Origin of the sequence: Fulvivirga kasyanovii (assembly GCF_009711405.1) — a bacterium.
Classification (GTDB): Bacteria; Bacteroidota; Bacteroidia; order Cytophagales; family Cyclobacteriaceae; genus Fulvivirga; species Fulvivirga kasyanovii.
Map to the genome: position 1 here is coordinate 45,930 of NZ_SMLW01000676.1, position 22,419 is coordinate 68,348.

The following is a 22,419-nucleotide window of genomic DNA, read 5'->3' on the forward strand; positions in this document are numbered from 1 at the left end:
TAAGTTCGCCTGTCAATACCCAACCTTAGGTATATTCAATATAGTAGACATTTGTATTGCTAATATTTTTAGTAATTGCTAGATTTGAAGTTATGAAGTTGGAGCCGGGATTATATAAAATAGCAGATAATTCACCTATTAGTAAGTGCTATTATCTACATGTTTACTACGAGGGGAAAAGGAAGCATTTTCAGCTAAATCACTATCATCCTGAGAAAGCAGATGACTTTGGTGTATTGCCATTAGAAGGGTTCCGTTTTGTCAAACGCTTAAAGCATCCTTTGGATGTCAGGAAAGTAAGGATAACCATAGAATGGCAGGATGGGGATGACGATACCTTTCAGGTTTCTATGACCAATGTTCAGATGATTCGTATATTGTTTGAAAAATTTCCGGAGATCGCTAGAGCCGCTGGAGCAAATCTTAAGCCTGGAAAAAGAGCCAATTAAGAAAATGCTCCCATTTTTAATTGTTTGGTCGAGATCGTAAAAAAGCTAATCCTTTTTCTGTCACATGGAACTCAAAACATTTACTCCCTGACTGCTCAACTCTGATAAAGCCATGCTCCTTACAATAATTAATTGTATCCTGGGCAGTCCTTGAAGCAGATGCCAGTGTATCTGCAGGAATTAAAATGTAACCAGAAGATTGAGCCAAATCTCCCGGTGCTGATTGAAGTAGCTTTATTAACTCAATAACTGTTAAACCCTCTTTTAATCGTTGGCCTATGTTGATCATAACAACGAAAATAAGGATTTTGCCAGTACTAAAATGAATAAGAGTAAGTCAAAGTTGCCGTAATCTCACTAAAATTAGTTGCAGCCTCTCCGGTTTTGTTCAGGTAGATCAAATTTAGGCCTAGTCGATGACTCCCTGACCACTTTTTCTTTACTGCTTCATCCGCAAGACCTTTCTGTGCAACATTTTCAGGCAATGTTTCTCCTGTTGTCGTACTGTGCTCCCGATTTTCTTCTTTGATTTCCTCTTCCTTCTTTCTCAGTTTTTCCGGGGTCAAATTTAGCCCCAGCCGTACCGTTAGAACCTTTGAAGACGGATTATCTGAATACTCCTGCATGTTATAGGAGGTGGCCAATGTACTCCGTAGCGCTTTTTTCCACATGGATTTGGTTACTGAAATATTGGGGCCGATGGTGGTTGACTCAGCCATGCTTAATTCACTACGGTACATGCTTACCCCGCTGGATATACTCAAGCCAGAAGCGGAAACCATATACCTATAGGCAAGGTTACCATTGTAAAAATACGAGGTATTGGTTTCGTTTATCTCATCGTTCTCATCACTTGACTCCTGGTATGAGCCTGTAAACAATACGGACTGCTTATTCTCTCTTGAACCAAACGAATAGCCTAATGACATGGAACCATTTTTATTGACCTGATAAAAGTTAAGCGTGTCCAGGTCGTTTTGAAAGAAAGGGTCAAATCTTGGTCTTACATTGGTAAAGGTGGTGAAGTTGGAATAGGTGGCGTTGATATTCCAATGCTGATCAGGAATATAGTTGGCATTGAATGAAGCAATTACTCGTTCAGTAGAACTTACTTCTGTTTCTTCCAGGTTGTTCTTTTGCGTTCCTACATTAGCTCCAAGGGTCAATTTATTTTTCAAAGCCCTGACAGAGCCGCTGACCGTTAAGTTTTCCAGATCATCGTTAAAGAAATAAGCGCCCAAGGTATTAAAGCCGGGGTCGATTCTCTCGTAATTCAACTGCAATACATAGGTATTGCCATTGTAGGCTATGCTGGTATTAAAAGCATTGTTAAACTGGCTGGATGCCCTTGCTGTAAACAATGGTGTTTGCGCCAAAGTATTACCAGCATCAACTTCTTCACTTCGGATATCATGTGTTAAGGCGCTGGTAGCATATTCCATGTTGAGGCTGACCCTTTTGAACAATTGCTTTCTACCAAGGAAACTGATCACTAGGTTTTCCTTCGGTAATACCTCGTTTTGTACAGGCACGTATGGTATAGACCCCACCTCATCTTCCGCTTTGAATATAATCACTTCAAGACTATGTGCCTGATCATGATAACCAGCCTTCATACCATACCCCATTCTTTTGAAAGCTGGCAAGTTGGAGGTAACGGCTAGTGTATCTTCCGGTACTGCTTTATTCAGTTCTCCATACATGGCACTGAACTGCCACTTGCCGGGCGTAAGCTCTACGCCAGCCCCTAAAAACACATGGCCTGCCAAGGTATATTTTGAAAAATTCATACTATTGTAGCCCAGGTAAGCCTTTACCCACTTGTATTGCGGAGTAATGCCATACCGGTTAAAGGGCTGGCTAAAACTTCGGTTTTGGTTGCTAAAACTGAAATTAAAAGGAATACTCCACCCGTAGATGTCCAGGTTCAGGTTTCCCGTGGTAAACCAGTTAAAAGGGTCTCTGCGATTCTCAATACCCGAGGCATTGTAAAAAACACCTGATGCATTCACAGAACCCGAAACCTTGACCGGCTCCTGCTCTTTGAGGTTGTCAAGGTTTTGGGTTTGAGCTATGAGAGGCAGAAGAAATACTGATATAAAGAGATAAAAACGGATCATTGAATTTTAGTAAATGGTAACCGTGTGATACTTCTCGGTGATAAGAGTATCTCCCTCGGGGTCAACTACTATTGGAGTGTATGTACCCGGAAGTACATCTTCTATTAAGTATCCAGCCTGATAAAAATCTATAAAATCCTTCCTTCCCGGCACAATCGTGAACTCTTCAAGAGGTATGGGGTCTCCGTTCAATGGCACTAATGTAAATGAAAGGACATCTGGTGCATAGGAGCTAAAATAAGATACTGCAAGGGTATCCGGACGTTCCATATCAGAATTAATAGGTAGAGGCATGTACGATTCTAAAACCGATACTTTATTTTCTCCAGCCGCAAGTTTAAAGTGAGCAATATCGAAAGTTGCCTCAAGACCAAGAGATTTGCTCCCCAAACTCAATCTTGGCAACTCTATAGTATCCGACTCAAGGGGAAGACTAATGTTTCTCCCTCCAACGCTAAAATATCTTGCTGAGTCCAAAAACGACCGATCTTTGAGTACCACTGTTGCCCCATACCATTGCCCCACCTCTTTATCAATTATTTTGGCTATTGTGGTGAATTTGGGAGTCATGAATGTCGTATCGAGATGGGTTGTATTATCCTTCTCATTTACAATCTTTAGGTTAAATGCCGTTTCAGGAGACAAGTCGTAAGGCAAATCCACTGTCTCGGTATAACCATGAAATTTAATAAGCTGCTTGTTGTCTATTAATACGGTTAGGCTATCCTCAAAATTAGACGCAGTAATCGTTAGCCATTCACCCGGTAGGTATGAGTTTAGCCCTATTTCGACAGAAGGGGTCGTATCCATCGGATATGGCCACCCTTCATCTTCTGTACAAGAGGTTAAAGCAGATAGGAATGTAAGACCAATAGAAAAAAATAGTAAAAAGTGTTTCATTGTATTTGTTTATAAAAGTTGTCTTTTTAAGTTATCTATATCTGGAAACAAGAATACCATCACTTGAAATACAATATCTGCCTCCGAATCTCCATAGATCAAAATAGTGATCAAGATTTACAGTCGTTTTAAGTAATGGCCGTCCTAAATACCATACCATGTTATAATCGGTAGTTAGACCATAAAATGCCTCAAATAATGCATATACTTTTTTTTCGGTGGAATATTTTAATTCCGATATGGTGTCACCCACTAAAGCCATGTATTCTTCATACTGCCAATCTGTAATCTGGGACTTGCGCACAGATTCAATGTCATCTATGTAATTCACAGGCTTAGCCAGAAACTTAAGTAATTCCTCTTCATCGATAAATTTCTTCTTTTCCTGCACATCTTTGAAAGTGCTATCTATTAGAAATGTTGCCATATCGTCTGGCTCTTCCAAATCAATAGTTTGCGTAGTGTTTCTTAATCTCAATTTCAGATCTTCACTATTTCTAAAATATTTAAAAATGGCATCCAACTCTACATCTGATCTATATCCATTATCAGCATCACCTTCAAAAAACAAAGTGTAAAAATGTGATATGTCAAAATCTACTTTTCCTTCGCAGAAGTTTATCCATTCAATGAGTTGTTTATCCATATTTGTTTACTTGAAATGAGGGGAGAATAGCAAGCCAAAAAAATTAATCTTCGAAATAGTGTCCCTCAGCATCAAATCTTATAAGAAACTCTTCCAGAGAATCTGCAATTTTTTTGTCAAAATAATAAATCGCATTTTTCCCGTCTGTTTCTTTCTCAGCAATGAGTAAGTATATGCCCTCATTCACCTCAAAGAAAATTAGCTTATCACGATATTCTTCTTCCTCGTATAACTCCAAGTCTGGATCATGCTCATAAAAGTCTTCTCTTAAGTTTATACTTGCCACCTGTAAAGGAGACATAAGCCGATTAAAAGAATTTGTATCCTCTTTGTTTAAAAATCCATAGCCCACATCTCTATAAAAATCCTTAAGCTCACTTGGTAATCCATTAGCAAGCTTGTAGTTTGCTTCTTCGATTTTCTCCTTGTCAACAGCAAACAATCTGTGCTTAGACGCTTCATCTGAATTTACATACTTCTTTAAAAAATCGTATTTTGCCATAGCTCATTATTCAAATAGTTCGTTAGAGCATGCATGCCTCCTTTATTTTTATTCGGTGTTTTCACAGAGCAAACTTTCCATCACCTATAGAAACTTAATTCTGCCATATTCTTGAGTTTCAAAGCCATTTAAACCAGCTAAATGTAGATTATCTTTAAGCCGCTGGCTTATTAGTGGTATGTGAAAGAAATCTGTTATGGCTAGTAAATCAAATTCAGCAGCCGATTCATCAAAAACTACTTCCTTAATTTGCATGCCTTTTTCAAAATTCAGGCTCTTTTTTAGACTAGCTAAATTGTCCCTTGATACAAAACTATGTTCAGTCAATGTCTTTCCACTAATTTTTTGGTACACAATAACTCGTGACAAATCTTTTTCCAGGTAATGCCACATGTCAAAGACAAAATGGAACCAGTAGTATTCCAGTGACTTATTATTATGAAATATTTCCACCTTATAAGCCCGGTAGTCCGGCAACTTGTGGCTTTTAAGAACTTCTAAAAAATGTTCATCTATCAAAAAGCCAAAAGGCAATGGTGACCTTTCGAGAAAGTTTGTCACATTAGCCTCTGGATGAATTTCAACTTTGTATTGAGGTACAAAGTCAGCGAATTCATTCCAGCGAACTTTTCTGAAAGAATTTTCTCCATCTGGATTATAGGTTAACATACTTTTCATCTGTGGATAATGTCCTATAACCTCTAAATTATCAGTAGATCCTATGGTAAAATATCTCATCTAATTAATCCCTAATCGGGGGTTTATTTCAAATTTAAAGTAGTCATTTAGATTCTTATGAATCGAGTTTTTTGCCTTAAAAATCTCGTTTTTAAGTTCGGGTATCAATTGCTTCTGAACAAATTCATTAGCTTCCGAAAAACTGTATCCCGCAAAATCATTTTGAAAATCATCAAGTCGTTTCTGAATAAATTTATCATATGCTGGATGGTTTTGATGGAGACCTACTTCTAAAGCTTCATCATAATGTTCTAATCCTAGAATACTCTCAGGCAGGTTAGGGTGAAAGCCATCTCTAGCTGCTGCTTGAATAACAGAATGATCTGTTTTACCCAATGGAATAACGTGATGTGCATCTACCCCAGCGCTAGTACCTAAGAAGTTCTTTATTTGACGTCGAAGATTTGATTTGGCAGCATCGGAATAAAAATCTATATTCCCATTAATCACTGACCATTTTAGCACCATTCTTTTGCTTCCAAGTACAACTGTTCTTGTTACTTCTGAAATACCTTTCGAAAGGTCATTTGCAATATTATACCTTCTAACTCCATTAATAAGCCCCTCGGCAAATTCGTCCAATGATTTTATCCCTACATTACCTGCTGCATCCTCGACAATTTCTAAAGTACCTTTGAAAATATTCTTGCTATCATCAATGATATATTTAACACCAGCCAGTTTAGCCAGTACCCTTTCTACATCATACCGCCAATAAATGTCCACAATTACGTCCTTAACTATTTTAAACACGTAATCTTTTCCATTTTTAGCAAGAACTATAATTTCATTTGAGGCCTTGACAGCAAATTTAAGCCCCGCAGCCTTCGCAGCATTTAATGCTCCAATTGTTGCTTTGCTCAGAGCCGCGAAGTCTATGACTTTTCCAGCTATTTTCACAACCAATCCGGTTACAGCTACTTTGGCTAGAGCCTCAGCAGGAATAACATCCAACACAGCAAGCGCCTGCTCCCAACCAGCCAGTTCTTCTTTTGTTCTGTAGTGTTTACCCGTTACCCAACCATATATGGCCGGTGCTCCTGTTGGTGCGGTAACGATGTCTGCAACAATCTCGGCAAAGCCAACTTCCCATCCCTCACCACGGGCGATTCGGTCATCCTTAAGCCTAAGCCAGTTGATAGTATACTCTTTAAAAGATTCAACTGTAACCTGATTTGCCTCCCAATAGGGCACCTTATAGGTAAAAGCAAGTAATTCGAATGTGGCCTTTTCGCTTAGCTCATCAGAAAATGTCCACTCCATTTCAGTACTGAAATCCTGGCTAAATACAAGGTCGGCTTTGACTTCGCTAAATGTCTGGTAGTGGTATGACTGGGTATTTTCATATCCTTGACGGTCAAGGTATTCCTCCATTATAATTGCCGCCTTTTTCCAATGAGGATACTCCCAAAAGAAGTCTCTCCAGAAGGATTCTTCAAGATGATCATAAATAACCTTTTTACTGGTTTCCCATTCATCTTCACTAAGTTGGTCTTTAAATGCCGTTTCCTTATCAGTTATTTGACCGATAATCTCTTGAAACTTGTCAGCGTCTGACGGGTCTGCATTTATACTTTCCTTTAGCTTACCCGGTGATTCCATCAATGTCGGTATTGCTTCATCAACCAAGCCTTCCAGCACAAATGCTTTGTCTGAAAAATAGTCCGAAAGAAGAAGCATTCTAATTTCCTCTTCGCTCAATGGTCCCTTTCCATTGGTAGCTAACCAATTATTGATCTCGACTGATAATTCTTCAAGGACTTCAACGATAAGCTTTTCCTGAACATCCAATGGCTGTTGGTTATCTGAATTTCCAGTGTTATCTGAATTTTCTCCACTGGAAACATTTCCATTTTTATCAACAATCCAAATATCACCAGAGCTGTCAGTAAACCTGACATCCTTCTTTTCCCCGGTTTCGGGATCAACCGGCTGATCGTAAGTATGTGTTGTTCCATTTTCATCGGTCACGGTAATTACCCCATCATCACCCACTGTCACATCACCAATCTCACCATCATAGGTGATATCCTCACCGTCAAAATCATCCTCAGAACCATCATCCTCACCGCCAGAACCATCCTCCGTATCGGTTCCATCGTCATCATCTTCACCTTCCCAATTCTCAATTAAACCATCTATACCATCCGAAAGGGCAACGACTTCACCGGCCACTACCTGGTAGAGTTCGTTCACCCGGATGTTGTCAAACTTCACGGCTATATTGAAGCCAAGGAATGGTGTTTCAATTGATCCGTAGCCTGAAAACACGCCATCTCCACCTGTCACTTTGGTAAGCCTCATTTTGAAGTCACCCACGGCAAACACTTCTCCACGGATGGCAGATATGAGTGGTGTAGTATTTAATGGCTGTTGCAGGTCTTGCGGATCTCCGCAGGCAAAGACACGTGGCGGATAGGTGGTAAATCTTTTAGTTTCTGTCCATGAGCTGACAAATGCCCCCCTTTTACTACCTATGCGTACTTCATATTGTGTCTGCGGCATCAGGTCTTGCAGTACTACATACATGCTGTCCGCCAGTTGCGCATCAGGCGGGAGCTGTAGTTCTTCCACAAACCATTCAGCCTGTGCATTGTCAGCCAGCCTGTATTCTACGGTATAGCCGTCAGGCTCCAATGAAGGTGTCCATGAGGCCATACCCATATTTTCAGTGATTCCCCAGGCTCTGAATTCACTCGGTTCTGGCAACGGCACTTCATCCTCTGCTACTTTGAAGGTACACACCTTGCTGTAGCCATTGTTTTTGAATCTGTCACGCCCACCAAGGTCTATGGCCTGCACCTGCCACACGTATTCCATACCAGGAATCAAAGGAGGTTCAGCTACTCCATAAAGGAGGCTGGTCTCGGCAGTCTGTATTTCGTAGATAGGGTTGCTGCTTAATACAATGTCTGCCGGGTTTCTTCCTTCCGGCCTGATCTCATACAACCTGAAAATATAATCTGTAGTAAAGCTTGAGTTAGGTGATATGGCCATTGGTGTCCATTGGAAGATCACCGACTGTTGCATTTCGTTTAGCTTTAACTCTGCCGCACATGCAGGCTGGTTGAGCATGGGTGGATCAGGGCGTACCAGCCATAGGTTTTGACAACTTTGCTGCGATAGTTGTATTTCCGGGTGTTGGTAATCGTAAACAGTAAAGCAGAACTGGTAAAAACCTTCCGGCAGCCTGCCATACCTTTCAAATTCTGATTTGCTGTAGCCACTGAAAATCAGGTTACGACTTTCGAATAAAGGGGCAAGATCGGCAGCATCCAGCCAGGTAGAAAGTCCACCCTCGATGGTAACAGGCGGAGGGTTATATGCAGGGGATGTTTCTATTCTTACCCCCTGCCCTTCAATAACAAGTCTGATACGTACATCATATACCGGCTCGGTAAGGTCTCGCAGGAACAAATTAAGTTTCAACTGCTCTGATCCCGGAGCCACATAATCGCTGATAAAAACAGAATAAGGGGGTGCTATCTGCGTGGTAGCATTTACCGGATACACCTGAGAAAAAGTAGGGTTAGCTATCCCCAACAGCATGTACGCCACCATGAAAAGGGCAACGGTCAGGGAGTGCTTATGTCTGATTTTTTGGTTTTTCATCTTTGTCATTTGTATCATTTGTTCACCAGCACTTTTATCACGGTTTCTTCATCTCCGCTCACTGCCCTGAGCAGGTAAACACCACTTTGTTGATCAGAAAGGTCGAATGAGGTCGTATAGAAATTACGCCCTGAAAACTGCTTTTCAGTCACCATCAATCCATACATGTCGTATATTTCAAGTATCAAATCTGCACGCTGGTGCAGCTCTAAAGCCACTTCAAATTTGCCTTGATTGGGGTTCGGGTACACCTTCGCAGTTTTGATCCCTATCTCTCCAAAGAAGATGCGGCCATTATTTGGTTTCTCGTCCTTGTTGTAAACTTTGATGGTCTTGGTCTGGTGGTCAACGCAACCGCCAAAGTATGCCGTGAAACCAATTTCATATTCTCCGGCCTGACTGTAAAATAGCTGGGGGTGTCCTTCCGAAGCGTCAATTACTTTTATATCACCTCCAAAGTACCATTCCACGCTATCCGGTCTGGGATCGGTCACATCGACCAGTACTACAGTGTCCCCGGCTTCCAGTTCTGTAGCGGTGAGGAAATTGACATTAAAAAGCACATCGGAACGCTTCAATTCAAACTGCTCGCTCATCACGCAGCCGTTAGGCAGGCTTACTTCGGCGGTATAAATTCCTTCCTGCTCAATGGTGATCCGTGCATCGTTGCTGGTAAAACCGTTGGGTGAAGACCAGAAGTATTGAGCGCCTACAGCATCATAGGTAACGTCAATTGTATAGGTTTGCCCCTGACAAAGCGTAGCTTCAGGTTCAATGTCAATATTGTCCGGTTCGGTGATTTCATATTCACCCTGGGTTATACACCCTTCGGCATCGGTGACGGTGAGGGTATAAGTGCCTGGCGCCAATGATGCCACGTCTTTAGTGGCTGCACCATGAGACCATGAATAAGAATACGGTTCAACACCTCCCTGCATGGTGGTTTCGATATGCCCGTTATCATAGGTATAGCATGAGCTATTGACTACTGTAGCTCCTAGCTCCATAGGGTTGTTTAACTCTATGATAGTGACCTCTGTAAATGTTTCGCAGCCGTTAAGGTCTTTAACTCCTAGTGTATATGTCCCCGAAGTGAGTGATGCAAAAGAAGGCTCTGCAACATAGGCACCTCCATTGATATTGTACTCATATCCTGCAACACCACCGTTTGCGACCATTGTAATACTACCACTGTTGTCCCCAAAACACTTTACATCAGTTTTGTTTGCCAGTGACAATCCGAGTACTTCCGGCTCAGGGAGGTTTAGGATTTTTTCCACTACGCAGCCGTTAGCATCTTTGATATAAAAGGTATGGTCTCCGGCAGCAAGGCCGCCGATAACGGGTGCAGTTGCAAAAGCTTCGCTATCGACACTGTACAGGTAGGGAGAATCAGAATTAAAGGCTATACCGCCTGAACCTGTCAAATTCACCTCCCCATCTGCACCTCCAAAGCAGCTTACACCATAGCCATTCCTGGAAGTGATGGAAAGCTCCAAATCCAAAGGTTCATCAGGTGCAAGGAACTCTATGGCATCTGGATAAACCGTTTCACAGCCTTCAATATCTATTACCTTGATGTGATAGGTGGCAGGGCCGAATTGTTTGTTTTCATCGTAGGCTGTCCAGGTGGTCTGGTTATCATCGGAATAATACCAGGTAAAGTCTCCCCAGCCACCTGACATGTGTGGAATAATGGCTCCATCTACTTCTCCGAAGCATTCCGGGCGCTCCACGTCTACAGCATCTATAGTAAGTATTTCAGGTTCTTCTAATTTATAGCTTTGAGAACTTTTAACACATCCGTTACTATTGGTAACGGTGAGCTGATAGATTCCCGGAAACAAGCCAGTCAATGACATGGACTGGCTTTGGTTGCCACTCTTGTAGCTCGCCCCGTTCCATTCCCATTGAAAAGTATAGTTACTCAAAAGCCCTTCGGCAGATACGGTTAGCTGTCCGTTGTCAGATTCAAAACAGGTAATGTTTTTCTGTGTAACATTGATCACCATTTCGTCTGGTTGGGTAAGTGTAACCAAACCGGGAACCTGATATTGATCGGTACAGGCAGCATCGTTTTTAATGAACATTTCATAGTCTCCGGGTTCCAGCCCGGTAAATTGTCCGTTGCTGTTCGTTATATCATTGCCGGAGTCGACATGTCTGATCCTGTATATATATGTATTAAAGCCGCCTGAGCCACTAAGTTCAATCCTTCCGTCAGCAGCATTGTAGCAGGAGATGTTTTGTTGATCAACTAATGTAGCCGCCAATGGCACCACCGCCTCAACCGTTTCTGTCTTCTCAAAAGGTGTACAGCCGGACTGCTCTACGTCATTAACTTTAATAGTATACGCACCTCCCGGCAAGCCAGAAAACGTGTGGCTCGTAGAGGTGGTATTCAACTCTTCATCTACCAGTTGATTACTATCATCATAAAGGCGGTAGTTGAACTTTCCTGAACCATCAAGCACGTAACTTCCATAGGCTTTATCGTAGCTGGCATCAATAGTAATATGGCCGTCAGGTTCATTGGCGCATTGTGGAGCCGTAGGTTCGCTCGTTGCTGATACTTTGGCGGGCTGTTCTATGGTTATGTCATGGTTGTCCTGCTTTAAACAACCATCAGTAACTGTCACCTTGTATTCTCCAGCTTTCAGTCCGGTAAAACTACCTTCACGCACTGCTCCCCCAACTTTAAAGGTACCTGCGTTATTAGAAATAGAGTAATTAAAAGGTTCCTTACCTCCGGCTACGGAAAAACTCACACTGCCATCACCACCTTCCGGACATGAAACATCATCAGGATTCATGGTTATGAATGCGGGAAGTGCGATAGCGTCCACTGTTTTTACGGCAGAGGTTGCACAATTACCCAATGCACCCCCAATATTGGCGATATAAATGTATAGTTTGCCGGGAGGCACTCCTGTAATGGTGTAATTAGTCCCGCTGAATGTGCCACTCACTGCTCCTATGCCCACACAGCTATCATCTTCCGGGTCTGGGCATTGCCCGGTTTGAACAAAATATCTGTAGCTGCCCAATCCCTTAACGTTGGTAAGTTGTATTGTGCCTGTTTTAGCTCCTTGACAAGAAGGCGTTACTGATGCTATAGTAAATGTCGGTGCCGCTGCGGATATATCAACTCCTACAACATTGGAGTAGTCACTGGTTGAGTTGTCTGCTTTTGCCCGCGCACGGATCTCAACCTTTGTATTTCCATTACTTTTTACTTTTGATGAGATTCCGGGTATCGACCCCAGATGTATCATTACCGTATCTTTTTGGTTGGTAAGTTCTTGGGCAATGTATGCAGACGCAGGAAGTGCCCTCCATGCCAATTTCTTTTTTACTGTGCAGATAGTGGGTGGTTCATCACAACAAGGATTATTACCCCCATCAATGGGTGCCGCGTTTTGAATCGCGCCAAACGGATTTTCTATCGCAAGGGGTGTTCCTCCACTACATGGACCGCAATAGGCCGGATTAGGAACGCATTCCAGGTATTCGGTTTCTTCTCTGTTTATCAGGTATTCATAAGTATAGGATACATCCTTACTAAAGGCCGGATTTACTTTCACATCCATATGAATGTAATCATTAAGACATTTCTGAGCCGGTATTGCTAACTCTGAAAGTATCGGGGTAGGCGTGGTATATTGCACTGTAATCTCCGCTCCATATATCCAGTCATAAATGGCTATCGGGGCAGCACAACTTGGAATGCTTCTTAACTGGTTAACCCTGTTGGTGTATGCTGTAATAGATGTGTACATCTCCCTGCTAGGAGAACAGTTTAGCATATACATCAGGATGTATATCTTATTAGCCGAACCCGCTGTATACTGTAGCGGGTAAAAGTTAAATTTAATCGGGCCAATTTTAGCATCATCATTATCGCCGCCACCTCCGCCATCATACTCGTAAGCCCTGTAATTGATATAAAAATTTTGAGGGGCGTTGGTATAACTGCCATTATATAGAGTAAGGCTGGTATTGTACCATGTGGCTTCTGCACCTCCATCAACGGCTAGTTCTGGAGAGGCGGCATCATAAACAAATCTATGTTTATATTCGGGGCTGCCGTTACTACCATCGCCATAGTAACCAATCGTCTTTGTTACACGCACGCTCATGTGCCCGTTGGTGTTCTGCGCTGAGGCCAGGGGCATTATGAACAATAGCCCTCCAAAAATTAAAGCCGCCTTTTTTATCATTTTAATATTGAATTTCAATTTCATCGCTTACAGGGCTTTCTTCGCCATTTTTATCAATTACCTTAAATCTGTACTTGTAGATACCTCCAACTTTTAGCTGGCGGTCTGTAAATGTCTTTTCTCCATTATCAATCCTTGCGTACTGTCTCAGGGGGCCATTGTTCTCACTGCGGTACACGATCACTTCATCATAACCTGTCGGGTATTTCCAGCTTAGGTCGATCTGCTTTTTCTCCCTGTCTACCTGATGGCTGATTTTAGAGATGGCAGGAAGGGACATTGCCAAAGGCTGCGCTGAAAATTGGGTAGCCTCAGAAGCCAGGTTGTCATCGTCAACGGCCATCAGTGAGTAGTCATACCTGGAACCGGTATCTGCCAATTCATCCATGAAAGAGGTGGAATCTTTTGGGAGCAGAAATTCTTTCCAGATGGTTGATCCTGTCTTTTTTCTAAAGAGCTTGTAACCGGCTATATCGGTCGCAGAGGCAGGGTACCAGTCTATGAAAACTGTACCTTCACCGGGTGTGACACTTTTTAATACGGGTTGATCGGGTGGTACAATGTCTGGCCTTTTCAATACCAGGGGCTTGGCATAGTCGGACTGATTATACCTTCTATCCTGAGCGGTAACAGTGTAAATTACTTCTTCTGTCAATGTTTTTAGATTCACACTGTCTGTAAAGCCTGTTGAGGTCAGTGCTTCTTCGGTAACCTGTATGTATTCTTCTTTCAGGGCGTTTGACCTAAATACCCTGTACCCATAAAGGTCTTCCTCTTTGTTGGCATCCCATGAAATGGTTACAATGCCTTTATTATCCACTTTGCCTTTCAGACCAGCCGGTACGGCTGGAGGTATGCTATCTTCTAACTGTACCATTGCCGGGAAAGACTGCCTTACTTCACCATGTTTGCCATAGGCTTTAATTATATAGTAGTTCACCTGCATGGGCTGGCTGTGCTGAAAGCGCATTTCTGTTGGTGGTATTTCACCACTGACCTGCTGAAAAGGGCCACCTGCTTTCGGACCACGGTCTACTGTGAAGTGTTTGACCTGTCCGATAAGGTCTTGAGCAAATTTCCAGGTAATGTTTACCGTTCCATCCTTCATCACTACGGTTTCAGCAATTACAGGTATGGCATCACCCAGGCTCACATAGCCCTGTCCGGCCACGGGTATGGAAGGTGGCCCTTTTTCTCCGAAAGGGGTTATCCCTATTACCCTGTACTGGTAGGTAATGGAGTTGTCGGGAATGGAATCCATGTAATACATCTTTTCCAATGGCCCTGAGCCTTCTTTTTTCAGGCTGAAAAATTGCAGGTCGTCTGTCAGTCGGAAGGTTTTACCTCCATCGTCAGAGCGTTCTACTACATAGGAAGAATAAATACCATCAAGGTAGAAGGTATTCCAGGATATGCTCACACTATGGTCACCGAAGGTAGCTTCTACTTCCGAAGGTTTAGGTAGTGGCTTTGGTTCTGTGTACGTAATCCTGCTGCTTCCCCGCTCTACTTTATAGTTTTCCAATTGCTTGTTCAGTTCTACACGATAGACATAGGTGGTGCCTTTTACTGCTGTTTTGTCTACCCATCGTAAGGCCATCGCCTCGGCTGTTGGTGCCGATACATCGGCTGCCAGCAAAGCAAAACTGAACCTGTTCTCTTGTTCTGCGGCTGCGTTCACAAAGGAGGTAGCTCCTTCTCCGGGGTCGGCCAGTACAAAGTCTTCTCCATATATAGCCTGGGCTGCTATGGCTGCCCATTTATCACGGTTGGCCACGCCTTCCCAATCAGTTTCGGGCAGCACGTACAAACCACTTGGGGTCAGGCTTACTTTTTCCGAATATCCCAGAGAATCGGACGGGTTCAGGGTGTATCTGGTGAGCGTATAGCCGTAATCATTGGCTAACTGCCATGCCACTGGTGTGGTGGGTGCCCAACGTATGATCACTCCATCATTGACTGAGGTGGTGATCACCTTAATAGCAGCTTTTTCCTGTCCATTAGCTGCCAGTGCTGTTGTAAGCGCAAGTGCAGCGATATAATATTTCAGTCTCCTCATCCTAGAATTTGATATTGTAGTTTCTGGTTGTTGTCACTTTGCCGCCCGGCAGTACATACATGATCTTAAAGCCGTAGTCCTGATTTGAAAGCAGGTTGGTATAGTTGGTTTTCAACAGCTTTCGGATACCCACTGGCTCGGTATGTGGGCCATCCAGATATTTGTTGATAGCCTTGTTGGTCAGCTCGTGGTAATCACGATAAGTGAAGTATTCAAGGTCGTAAGTAAAATATACTGTGCCTGGTACTGCTGAACCAACAACTTCGTTTTCGCCCACCTTTAATTCCCTATTGTACTGGAATATGTTCATAGCCCGAAGAGGTGGTATACCTTGAGGTCTGTCCGTGGATTTCCAGTCACTGATAATGATTTCATTATCGGGAGGGTAATGCTGGTAAAGGTGTGGGTAAATGTGTTTTTTATACCAGTCGTTGCCGGTTGTTGCTTCCAACTGCACCAGTGGTTTCGCTTCTTTCCATCCATAGATTTCTGAATGGTCAAGGATCTCATCACTATCAAATGAATAACCCAGCTTGACAAGGTTCCAGCCTTCAATAAACACTGCTATGGACTGCTCAGCGGATGCTGCCGTTAGCTTTTCAGCAAAGGTGTTGTATTTACTAGTCCTGAAATAGGTTTCGTACAGCACAAAATCGTCAGCGAGTGCCAGTGTACCTTCAATTTTGGCCTTAGCCACTTCCACGGAGTTATCATCTTCGCTGTAGACGTTATCTGCTCCAAAGTTTACATTGCTGTCCAGCGCCTTATCTTCGGCAGGCACTTTGAGTATCCTTACATTATATACCGTTCCGGGTTGTAGCTCCTGCGGCACTGTCCAGCTTACTTCTCCACCGGCCTTGCCTGAGAAGCTTGAATAGGCTACCGGCACATCCACTACCTGAGAGGCATGTATGCTATACAGTCTCGCCAGATACTTCCATTTCACACCCTGGTCATCCGAACCATTGAAAAGGTAGGCCTGTCCGCTTTTCAGGGTCACATAGCTGCGGTTATGTTCATTCTTATGGAAGTTGAATTGTCCTTTGACAGGGTAGCTGTAAGCTACGTTTTCTTCCGGTATGTTTTTAGGGGCTGCGCCGGTCTTAAACTCCCTGCTTTCGGTTTCATATTCCTGTGATCCACTGCCTCCCAAAGGTTTCCATGAGCCATTGACTTTTTCTTCCCATAATACTTTCACCTCTGCAACGATTGGTCTGTTCGGAGGCAGTATCTCATAAGATTTAAATAGGGCTACATCTTTGCTATCATTCCACACAATCTCTCCATCAATGGGCTGACCATTTTGTTTGACTTTGAAATAATCGAGCTTAACCCGGTACGATTTGTATTCGTTTTCCTGGTCAAGTATTTCATAGGCTTTACCGATACTCATGGTAAAGGCTACCTGCGGAGTAGTGAACACGCTTACATCACGCTCTCCATCGGTGGGTGAAACATCGGAGATAACTTTAATACCCGTAGTTTCGCTTACGCCAAGTATCTCACATTCTTCACCAATGGTCATTTTAAATCGACACTTGCCTTTAACAAGTCCGCCCAATATGGAGAACTCACCCCCTACAACACCCTGCATATAAACCGGATTAGGAAGCTTGGCCTGCAATACGGCAGCGGCTCCTATGCGCAGAATATCAAATTCACCTTTAATGAACTTCATATTTACCCTGATACCAATACGGCCCATCACATACGCCCATGCCTGACCGGAAGCATACCAGCCGTTCATTCCAATTGGGCCACTGCGTCCGGCACATTGGGCATTACCATAGTTTTTGAGCATAATATCAAACCCTAATCCTGCTTCAAACTCCCCGTAGAACATCAGGAATTTCAGCTTTCCGGTTCCTATTTGCATGGCTGTGCCGAAAGCAAAGCCTGTTCCTGAGCCGAGGGCATTCTCATCACGCATGAAGTCGAGGTCCATGTCTCCAAGGATCTCTGACACTTGTGAAGGAGGGGCAGGCATGCCTGGGATGTTGGTACCTACCATAAAGTATGAACCTACTTTTACCAATCCTACAAACTCAAGGCCGATGCGCTGGTCGGGTGTGCCGATGTGGATGTACCATTCATCGGGTGAGAAGTGGATCACCGCTGATCCGGCCAGTCCGCGCTCATGGATACCCTTAACAAGTCCATAGGCATTGACGTAAGTGTCCAGGGTGGCATGAAATGTTTTGTTGTCAAAGTCATAGAGCATCATCAGGTCGGCATACATGGGAGCTTTCTCAATATTTCGTTCTTTTAGCTCGGTAAGGAAATATCCCTGGCCGGTAAAGCCTACGTAGCGCAAGCCTCCTGAACTGTTGAAGGCCATTTCAAAGGTAGCATCACCATTGAAGGGCTTAGGGGATGGAATGGTACCAAGCATTACTGTAGCCCGGAAACCCAGGCTAACGGATGCGTCCGGTACAAACACTACCCCGCTTTGGGTTTTGCCTACCTGTAAGGAGTGGTTACCGGAAACAGGTGCATCGCTAAGTGTTACCTGGTCAAACTTCTGCATGGCCATGTGATAGTACATACCACCGCCGAAGCCATAAATACCGAAGCCGGTGCCTATTGGTTTGGGCAGGCTGACTTTGCCATCAGTGTACCAGTAGCGCATTTTGTTGACTGAGCCGAATTGTGCTGTGACTTCTATCATCGGGCCGGGATTAAAAGTAGCTTTGATCTGCCCACGGAAGCCTGAACCATACACCTGGTCTTTGTCAAACAGGCTCAGCGTACCTTCAAGTTTGTAGCAGCCTCCGTTTACTTTTATGTTGATGTCATCAATGTTGGTGCCTCCATAAACCCACTTTTGCTCAGTAACGGTCTCTTCTCCAACCTGTATTATTTCTTCTTCAATCTCTCCGAAAACCGATACCCTGGTCTTTGCCCCAAAGCCTTTATCCTCTTTGTTCATGAGCGAGAGGCTAACATCAGCCGATAGCTTCATGATCTGCTGATTATGTTGTACCACGATATTATGAATGCTCACCGGGAATTCGGCTACTTCCTGCTTTTCTCCTACGAGCGACCAGATACCACTTCTGACGTAGGGTTTTACGGTTGCAAGATGTAGTTTCCTGAAGTGTAGTTCTTTAAAGTTTACACCACCGGATTTTACACTCGCCTTACCATTCAGAATGGCTTCCGGCCTGAACCTGCCATCAATTTTTGATATTTTGATAAAAGAGGATGAATCAAGCTCTATGTCTGCTCCCAATATCGGGGCTTTAAAGCTTTTACCGGTCTGTACCGAAAACAGGTAGTTGGTCTCTTTATTTTCATTGTAGATCAGGGCTTCATAACCCATCGGGTTGTTAAATATAGGCAGGGTAAGTTCTCCTTTAAAGCCTGCTCCTGCAAGTTTGTCTTTCAGTAGGGTTACGCTCAGGTCAGTGACAGAAAGCGGCCAGCCGTCGAGTGTACCTGTTTCACTATTAAAGATATTAATGGCGCTGAATGTGCCGGACACTCCGGCTTTGTCAATGATCAGGTTTTCGGCCTGTATTTTTGCCCTTCCGTTTTTGGTGAGCAGTTCTTCTGGAAGGGTGACTGACAACTTTTTGAGATAAAAACCTTGCCATAGCAGTGCAAGTTGAGGGTCGTCCTCATAATCTTTGGGAAAGCGAATGCTTGTTGGGTTGGCAATATCGCTGTAGTCTACAATGGCTTCCTGTACTTCAAAGGAGAAGCCTTTTAAAGTCTTTACCTGGAATGGAGTAATACTGACGGCAGTAATGATGGAACCGGGGTCACCGGTGTTTACTTCAAAGGTGGCGGTAACTTTGTCTTTTTTGGGATCGTCTGAGATCAGCATGTCTTTGCTGAATTCAAATTCACCTTTGAGGTTGACGGACTTAAACCCGTTGCAGTCCCATTCTATAAAGTTCCTTTCTCCTTCGGCAGGCAGCACGAGTTTAATTTTGCTGCTGATGTCCCTTTCGTGTTTTGAGGCCAGCGTAAGGCGCATCATGCCGCTTTTGGCCAGACCTCCAGGCTGAAAGGCTACATTCTGGGCTTTAAAGGCCAGTGGCTTTTTAGAAAAAGGCACGGGCAAAGAGATGTAGGCATCGAAAAAAGCTCCTTGCGGAGTAAACCTGGCTTTGTCAATAGCGATGATGTATCGTTTACCTCCAATATCCTTGACAATACCAATCGGAAGGTTTGCAAGGTCAGTTTCCTTAAAGGAGGTGGTGAGCCTGCCTTCACTGGTTACCTTCTCATGCAATGCATGAATTTTAGCTGCAAGATTCGTGGAATCGGAAGTAGTACTATCAGCTAGTATTTTAGCATTAGCGTGAAGGCCGGTTATAACGAAAAGGAAGAATATAAATAGGTGCCTGTAAAGCTGTTTCATTTTTCTTTTTAAAGTTGATGGTTGCTTAAAAAGGGACAAACGTACCCTTGGAGGCTTTAAGCAAAGCCTTGCAATTCAATTCAGTATATTATGGGGCGATTAGATCAGGTAGTAAGTAGAGCTTATATCATACGCATTAAATCAACTGTTATCATAAACAATCCAATCAAATTGGAGTATTACATTTTAAAACATAAACTAAATAATTTTCAAAGGTATAATTATTAATCTAGTATTAAAAACTCATTTTTTAGATTAATCTTACATGCTATCAATCGCCAAAAGGTAACCGATAAAACCAATTATTTACCGTTTATGACATGAAATGATGTCATTTCTCCATTTGTCTTACATGATCTTCTTTGAACCTAACTTGCCTACAACTAGAATTGCACTCCGATACCTAATCCAAATGCTGAAAGCTGCTTTTCAGGAATTACATATTGTTCCTCAGTAAAGCGTTTGTAGAACGGCCTGACGAGTAAGGCAAAAGATTCAAATGAGTACATATATTGTAGTCCTACCTGATAAAAGAAGTGCAAATTATCTTCTTTATCCTCGAAATCAAACGTTACTGAAATTACATCCTGGGTATCAAGGTACTGAACCAGCGTGTATGTAGAACGGGTAACTGACGCTAATCCCAAACCGCCAAAAGCAGACAGTCCATGTTTACCCTCCAATAGGACAAAATGATTGTTGACCACAAACTCAACAAAACTGTACTTATTGACTGATTCAGAATACTGGACAAACTGTGTGTCTTCATAATCGCTTTTTGTCCCATAGGAATATTTTGAAAAACCAAGCTGCGCATCGGCATGCCAGCGCTTTCTCAGCCTTTTCTTTACAAAAACAGCGTAGAATGGATTCACCTGATCTTCCTCTTCTTCACTGATCAAACCAGATACAGAGTACCCGATCTTCGTCACGGGTTTTGTCAAAAGCGGACCTCCGATAACTCCCCATTCCAGCCCTTGAGCCGGAACGGGGTTACCAATTAGCATGAAAAAGCCAATAGACACTATAGAGACAAAAAGCGAATTCTTCTTCATATTTTATAGACTACAGGTTGTACCATTTTTGCCTATACCGACATGGTTTGTATAATCAAACTTGATATGGTATTGTATGCACTCATTGTTAATACCATATCTCAATGGATAATCTTTTATAAAGTATTTGGTGGCGGTATGATGGTCAGGTAAGTTATAAAAATAGTTATTTTCATTTGTCATGTATCGTATAAAAGTTAAATCACTGCCATGATTCTCACTCTTATAATGCGATATACGTACACTTCCCTTAACCCTCAATGCAGAGGTCTTATGATTGTGCCATGAGCCAAATACCTTTTTGAGGCTTCTTAATTTAAGCCAATGGCTGAACCTCGAGTCACTACAAGGCACGCCTGTACCAGAGCTCCATATCTGGTTGTTTTCATAGGTTATCAGCCGGTATTTACCAGAGGTACTGGTACACGATTTCTCATTTTCCTGTCCGGGCTTTTTTGTCTCCCTAATGATCCTTTCCACAGGGTTAACCGCTATTTCGGTCATGGTTTGTGGTTCTATTACCTTAATATCATCATAGCTGAACCTAACTGTTTTGTCACCAATCTTCATCTCCCTTTCTTCGTTTAGAAACAGGGCAAAGGCTGGAATAGGAATATTAAGTTCAGGAATGCCAAATTCATCAAGCCGTAGTACCTCTTTGTCCAAATACTCTTTGGTTATTGCTGCATACTCTCTTTCACGGGGTATTTCGGGGTCATATTTCATTTCAAGTTCGGCCAATAGCCCTTCCTCTGCCGCTTCCACTTCATCCATTATTGTTTTTAGGGACTTGAAATCAAGGGTGTTGGTGAACTCTGCCATTTCAGCAGAGTCTGCCTCCATTACAAAGTCAACTAGTTCGTCAAATTGCTCCTGATTGTTCAGTGTAAGCATACTTTCATCATTGGTGAGCAAAACATCATTCTCACTACAACAGGAGAAGATGGTAAAGATTAACAGGGTGGCAATGGACTTACTGCCGTACCCCAAGGTTGAAAACTGCTTCATTGGTTTTGTTGGTTAAGTTATTAGTTGTTGTTTATCGGTATTGTTGTTGGAACCCTTCCGGGATTGTCTGTGCCGGGTAACTTTCCCAATACAGCATTGTATGCGCTTAATACTACTTTGTAGAGTGTTGACCAACTATTTATGTACCCACTTTTATCTCTTGAAATAATATACTTTAACATCGCAGGCCGGGATGCTGACAGGGTTTTTAACTCCAGATCAAACAACACAAATCGGTCTCCATCCTTTATAATAAAGGAGTTTCTACGTACGTGTCTATAATCGTATATCTCAATCATTATTTCAGACTTTACTTGAAGTTGGAATAACCAGGCAATCCAAAAGGTTAAGGTAACGCGATAGTACCTCACTGTATCGTTTGGTATCTTCGCCAAGGCGCACACACTGAATCCGGATAAATACAAAGTATAGTCGCAAGCCCCATTTCGAAACCCTAACCTCATCTCTGTCCAGATCCAAGAGCGCTACTCGCCACCTTTCCCGAACGAAATAGCTGTTCTTCATTACCTTCGTATGATCATATATTTTGATCATTCCTGTTAGTTGATTGGTCAATTATTAGTTTTTACAAGGCAGTATTTTCCCACCTCACTTTTAAAGTGAGAAGTAACCTTATCTAAAAATTTACTTTAAAAACCCCCACGGCACTAGTGTAAGTGCCGTAGAGGAAGACGACAAGTCTCTACGGCTCAGCCAGAGACATCAGGTAATAGACATAGT

At 42.9% G+C, this 22,419-nt stretch carries 15 protein-coding genes; 1 reads left to right on the plus strand and 14 read right to left on the minus strand.

All coding sequences use genetic code 11. The annotated features are described in order from the left end of the window. Window positions 1–92 precede the first annotated feature (92 nt). On the plus strand, window positions 93–449 hold the full coding sequence (locus E1163_RS28895) for a hypothetical protein (RefSeq protein ID WP_155177042.1): 357 nt from the start codon (window positions 93–95) through the stop codon (window positions 447–449). 16 nt (window positions 450–465) lie between these two features. Here E1163_RS28895 and E1163_RS28900 read toward each other — a convergent pair whose 3' ends face one another. From E1163_RS28900 to E1163_RS28965, 14 genes are all read right to left on the minus strand, one after another. After that, entirely contained in the window at window positions 466–738 is a 273-nt protein-coding gene (locus tag E1163_RS28900; protein WP_155177044.1) for a hypothetical protein, read from the minus strand. Between the two features lie 28 nt (window positions 739–766). Next, window positions 767–2,569 carry a hypothetical protein gene (locus tag E1163_RS28905; protein WP_155177045.1) on the minus strand — a complete coding sequence of 601 codons (1,803 nt, stop codon included), beginning with the start codon at window positions 2,567–2,569 and terminating at the stop codon, window positions 767–769. A 6-nt stretch (window positions 2,570–2,575) separates the two neighbouring features. After that, window positions 2,576–3,379 (minus strand): hypothetical protein, encoded by an 804-nt coding sequence (locus E1163_RS28910; RefSeq protein WP_155177047.1) that lies wholly within the window; start codon window positions 3,377–3,379, stop codon window positions 2,576–2,578. 121 nt (window positions 3,380–3,500) lie between these two features. Next, complete coding sequence (locus tag E1163_RS28915) at window positions 3,501–4,115, minus strand: hypothetical protein (RefSeq protein ID WP_155177049.1); 615 nt, start codon at window positions 4,113–4,115, stop codon at window positions 3,501–3,503. Window positions 4,116–4,158: 43 nt separating this feature from the next. Beyond that, on the minus strand, window positions 4,159–4,617 hold the full coding sequence (locus E1163_RS28920) for an SMI1/KNR4 family protein (RefSeq protein WP_155177051.1): 459 nt from the start codon (window positions 4,615–4,617) through the stop codon (window positions 4,159–4,161). Window positions 4,618–4,701: 84 nt separating this feature from the next. Beyond that, window positions 4,702–5,355 (minus strand): hypothetical protein, encoded by a 654-nt coding sequence (locus E1163_RS28925; protein ID WP_155177053.1) that lies wholly within the window; start codon window positions 5,353–5,355, stop codon window positions 4,702–4,704. Continuing rightward, window positions 5,356–8,967, minus strand: coding sequence for a fibronectin type III domain-containing protein (locus E1163_RS28930; protein WP_185156247.1), 3,612 nt, complete (start codon window positions 8,965–8,967; stop codon window positions 5,356–5,358). Between the two features lie 14 nt (window positions 8,968–8,981). Beyond that, window positions 8,982–13,187 (minus strand): T9SS type A sorting domain-containing protein, encoded by a 4,206-nt coding sequence (locus tag E1163_RS28935; protein ID WP_185156248.1) that lies wholly within the window; start codon window positions 13,185–13,187, stop codon window positions 8,982–8,984. A gap of 1 nt (window position 13,188) precedes the next feature. Then, entirely contained in the window at window positions 13,189–15,246 is a 2,058-nt protein-coding gene (locus E1163_RS28940) for a fibronectin type III domain-containing protein (protein WP_155177060.1), read from the minus strand. A gap of 1 nt (window position 15,247) precedes the next feature. Next, window positions 15,248–19,615, minus strand: coding sequence for a hypothetical protein (locus E1163_RS28945; RefSeq protein WP_155177062.1), 4,368 nt, complete (start codon window positions 19,613–19,615; stop codon window positions 15,248–15,250). 383 nt (window positions 19,616–19,998) lie between these two features. Then, window positions 19,999–20,670 (minus strand): hypothetical protein, encoded by a 672-nt coding sequence (locus E1163_RS28950; protein WP_155177064.1) that lies wholly within the window; start codon window positions 20,668–20,670, stop codon window positions 19,999–20,001. Window positions 20,671–20,673: 3 nt separating this feature from the next. Next, window positions 20,674–21,678 carry a DUF4848 domain-containing protein gene (locus tag E1163_RS28955; protein ID WP_155177066.1) on the minus strand — a complete coding sequence of 335 codons (1,005 nt, stop codon included), beginning with the start codon at window positions 21,676–21,678 and terminating at the stop codon, window positions 20,674–20,676. A gap of 20 nt (window positions 21,679–21,698) precedes the next feature. After that, the gene (locus E1163_RS28960; RefSeq protein WP_155177068.1) at window positions 21,699–21,977 is read right to left on the minus strand and encodes a hypothetical protein; all 279 of its coding nucleotides are present in this window, start codon (window positions 21,975–21,977) and stop codon (window positions 21,699–21,701) included. A gap of 4 nt (window positions 21,978–21,981) precedes the next feature. Continuing rightward, entirely contained in the window at window positions 21,982–22,233 is a 252-nt protein-coding gene (locus E1163_RS28965) for a hypothetical protein (protein WP_155177070.1), read from the minus strand. Between the last annotated feature and the right edge of the window lie 186 nt (window positions 22,234–22,419).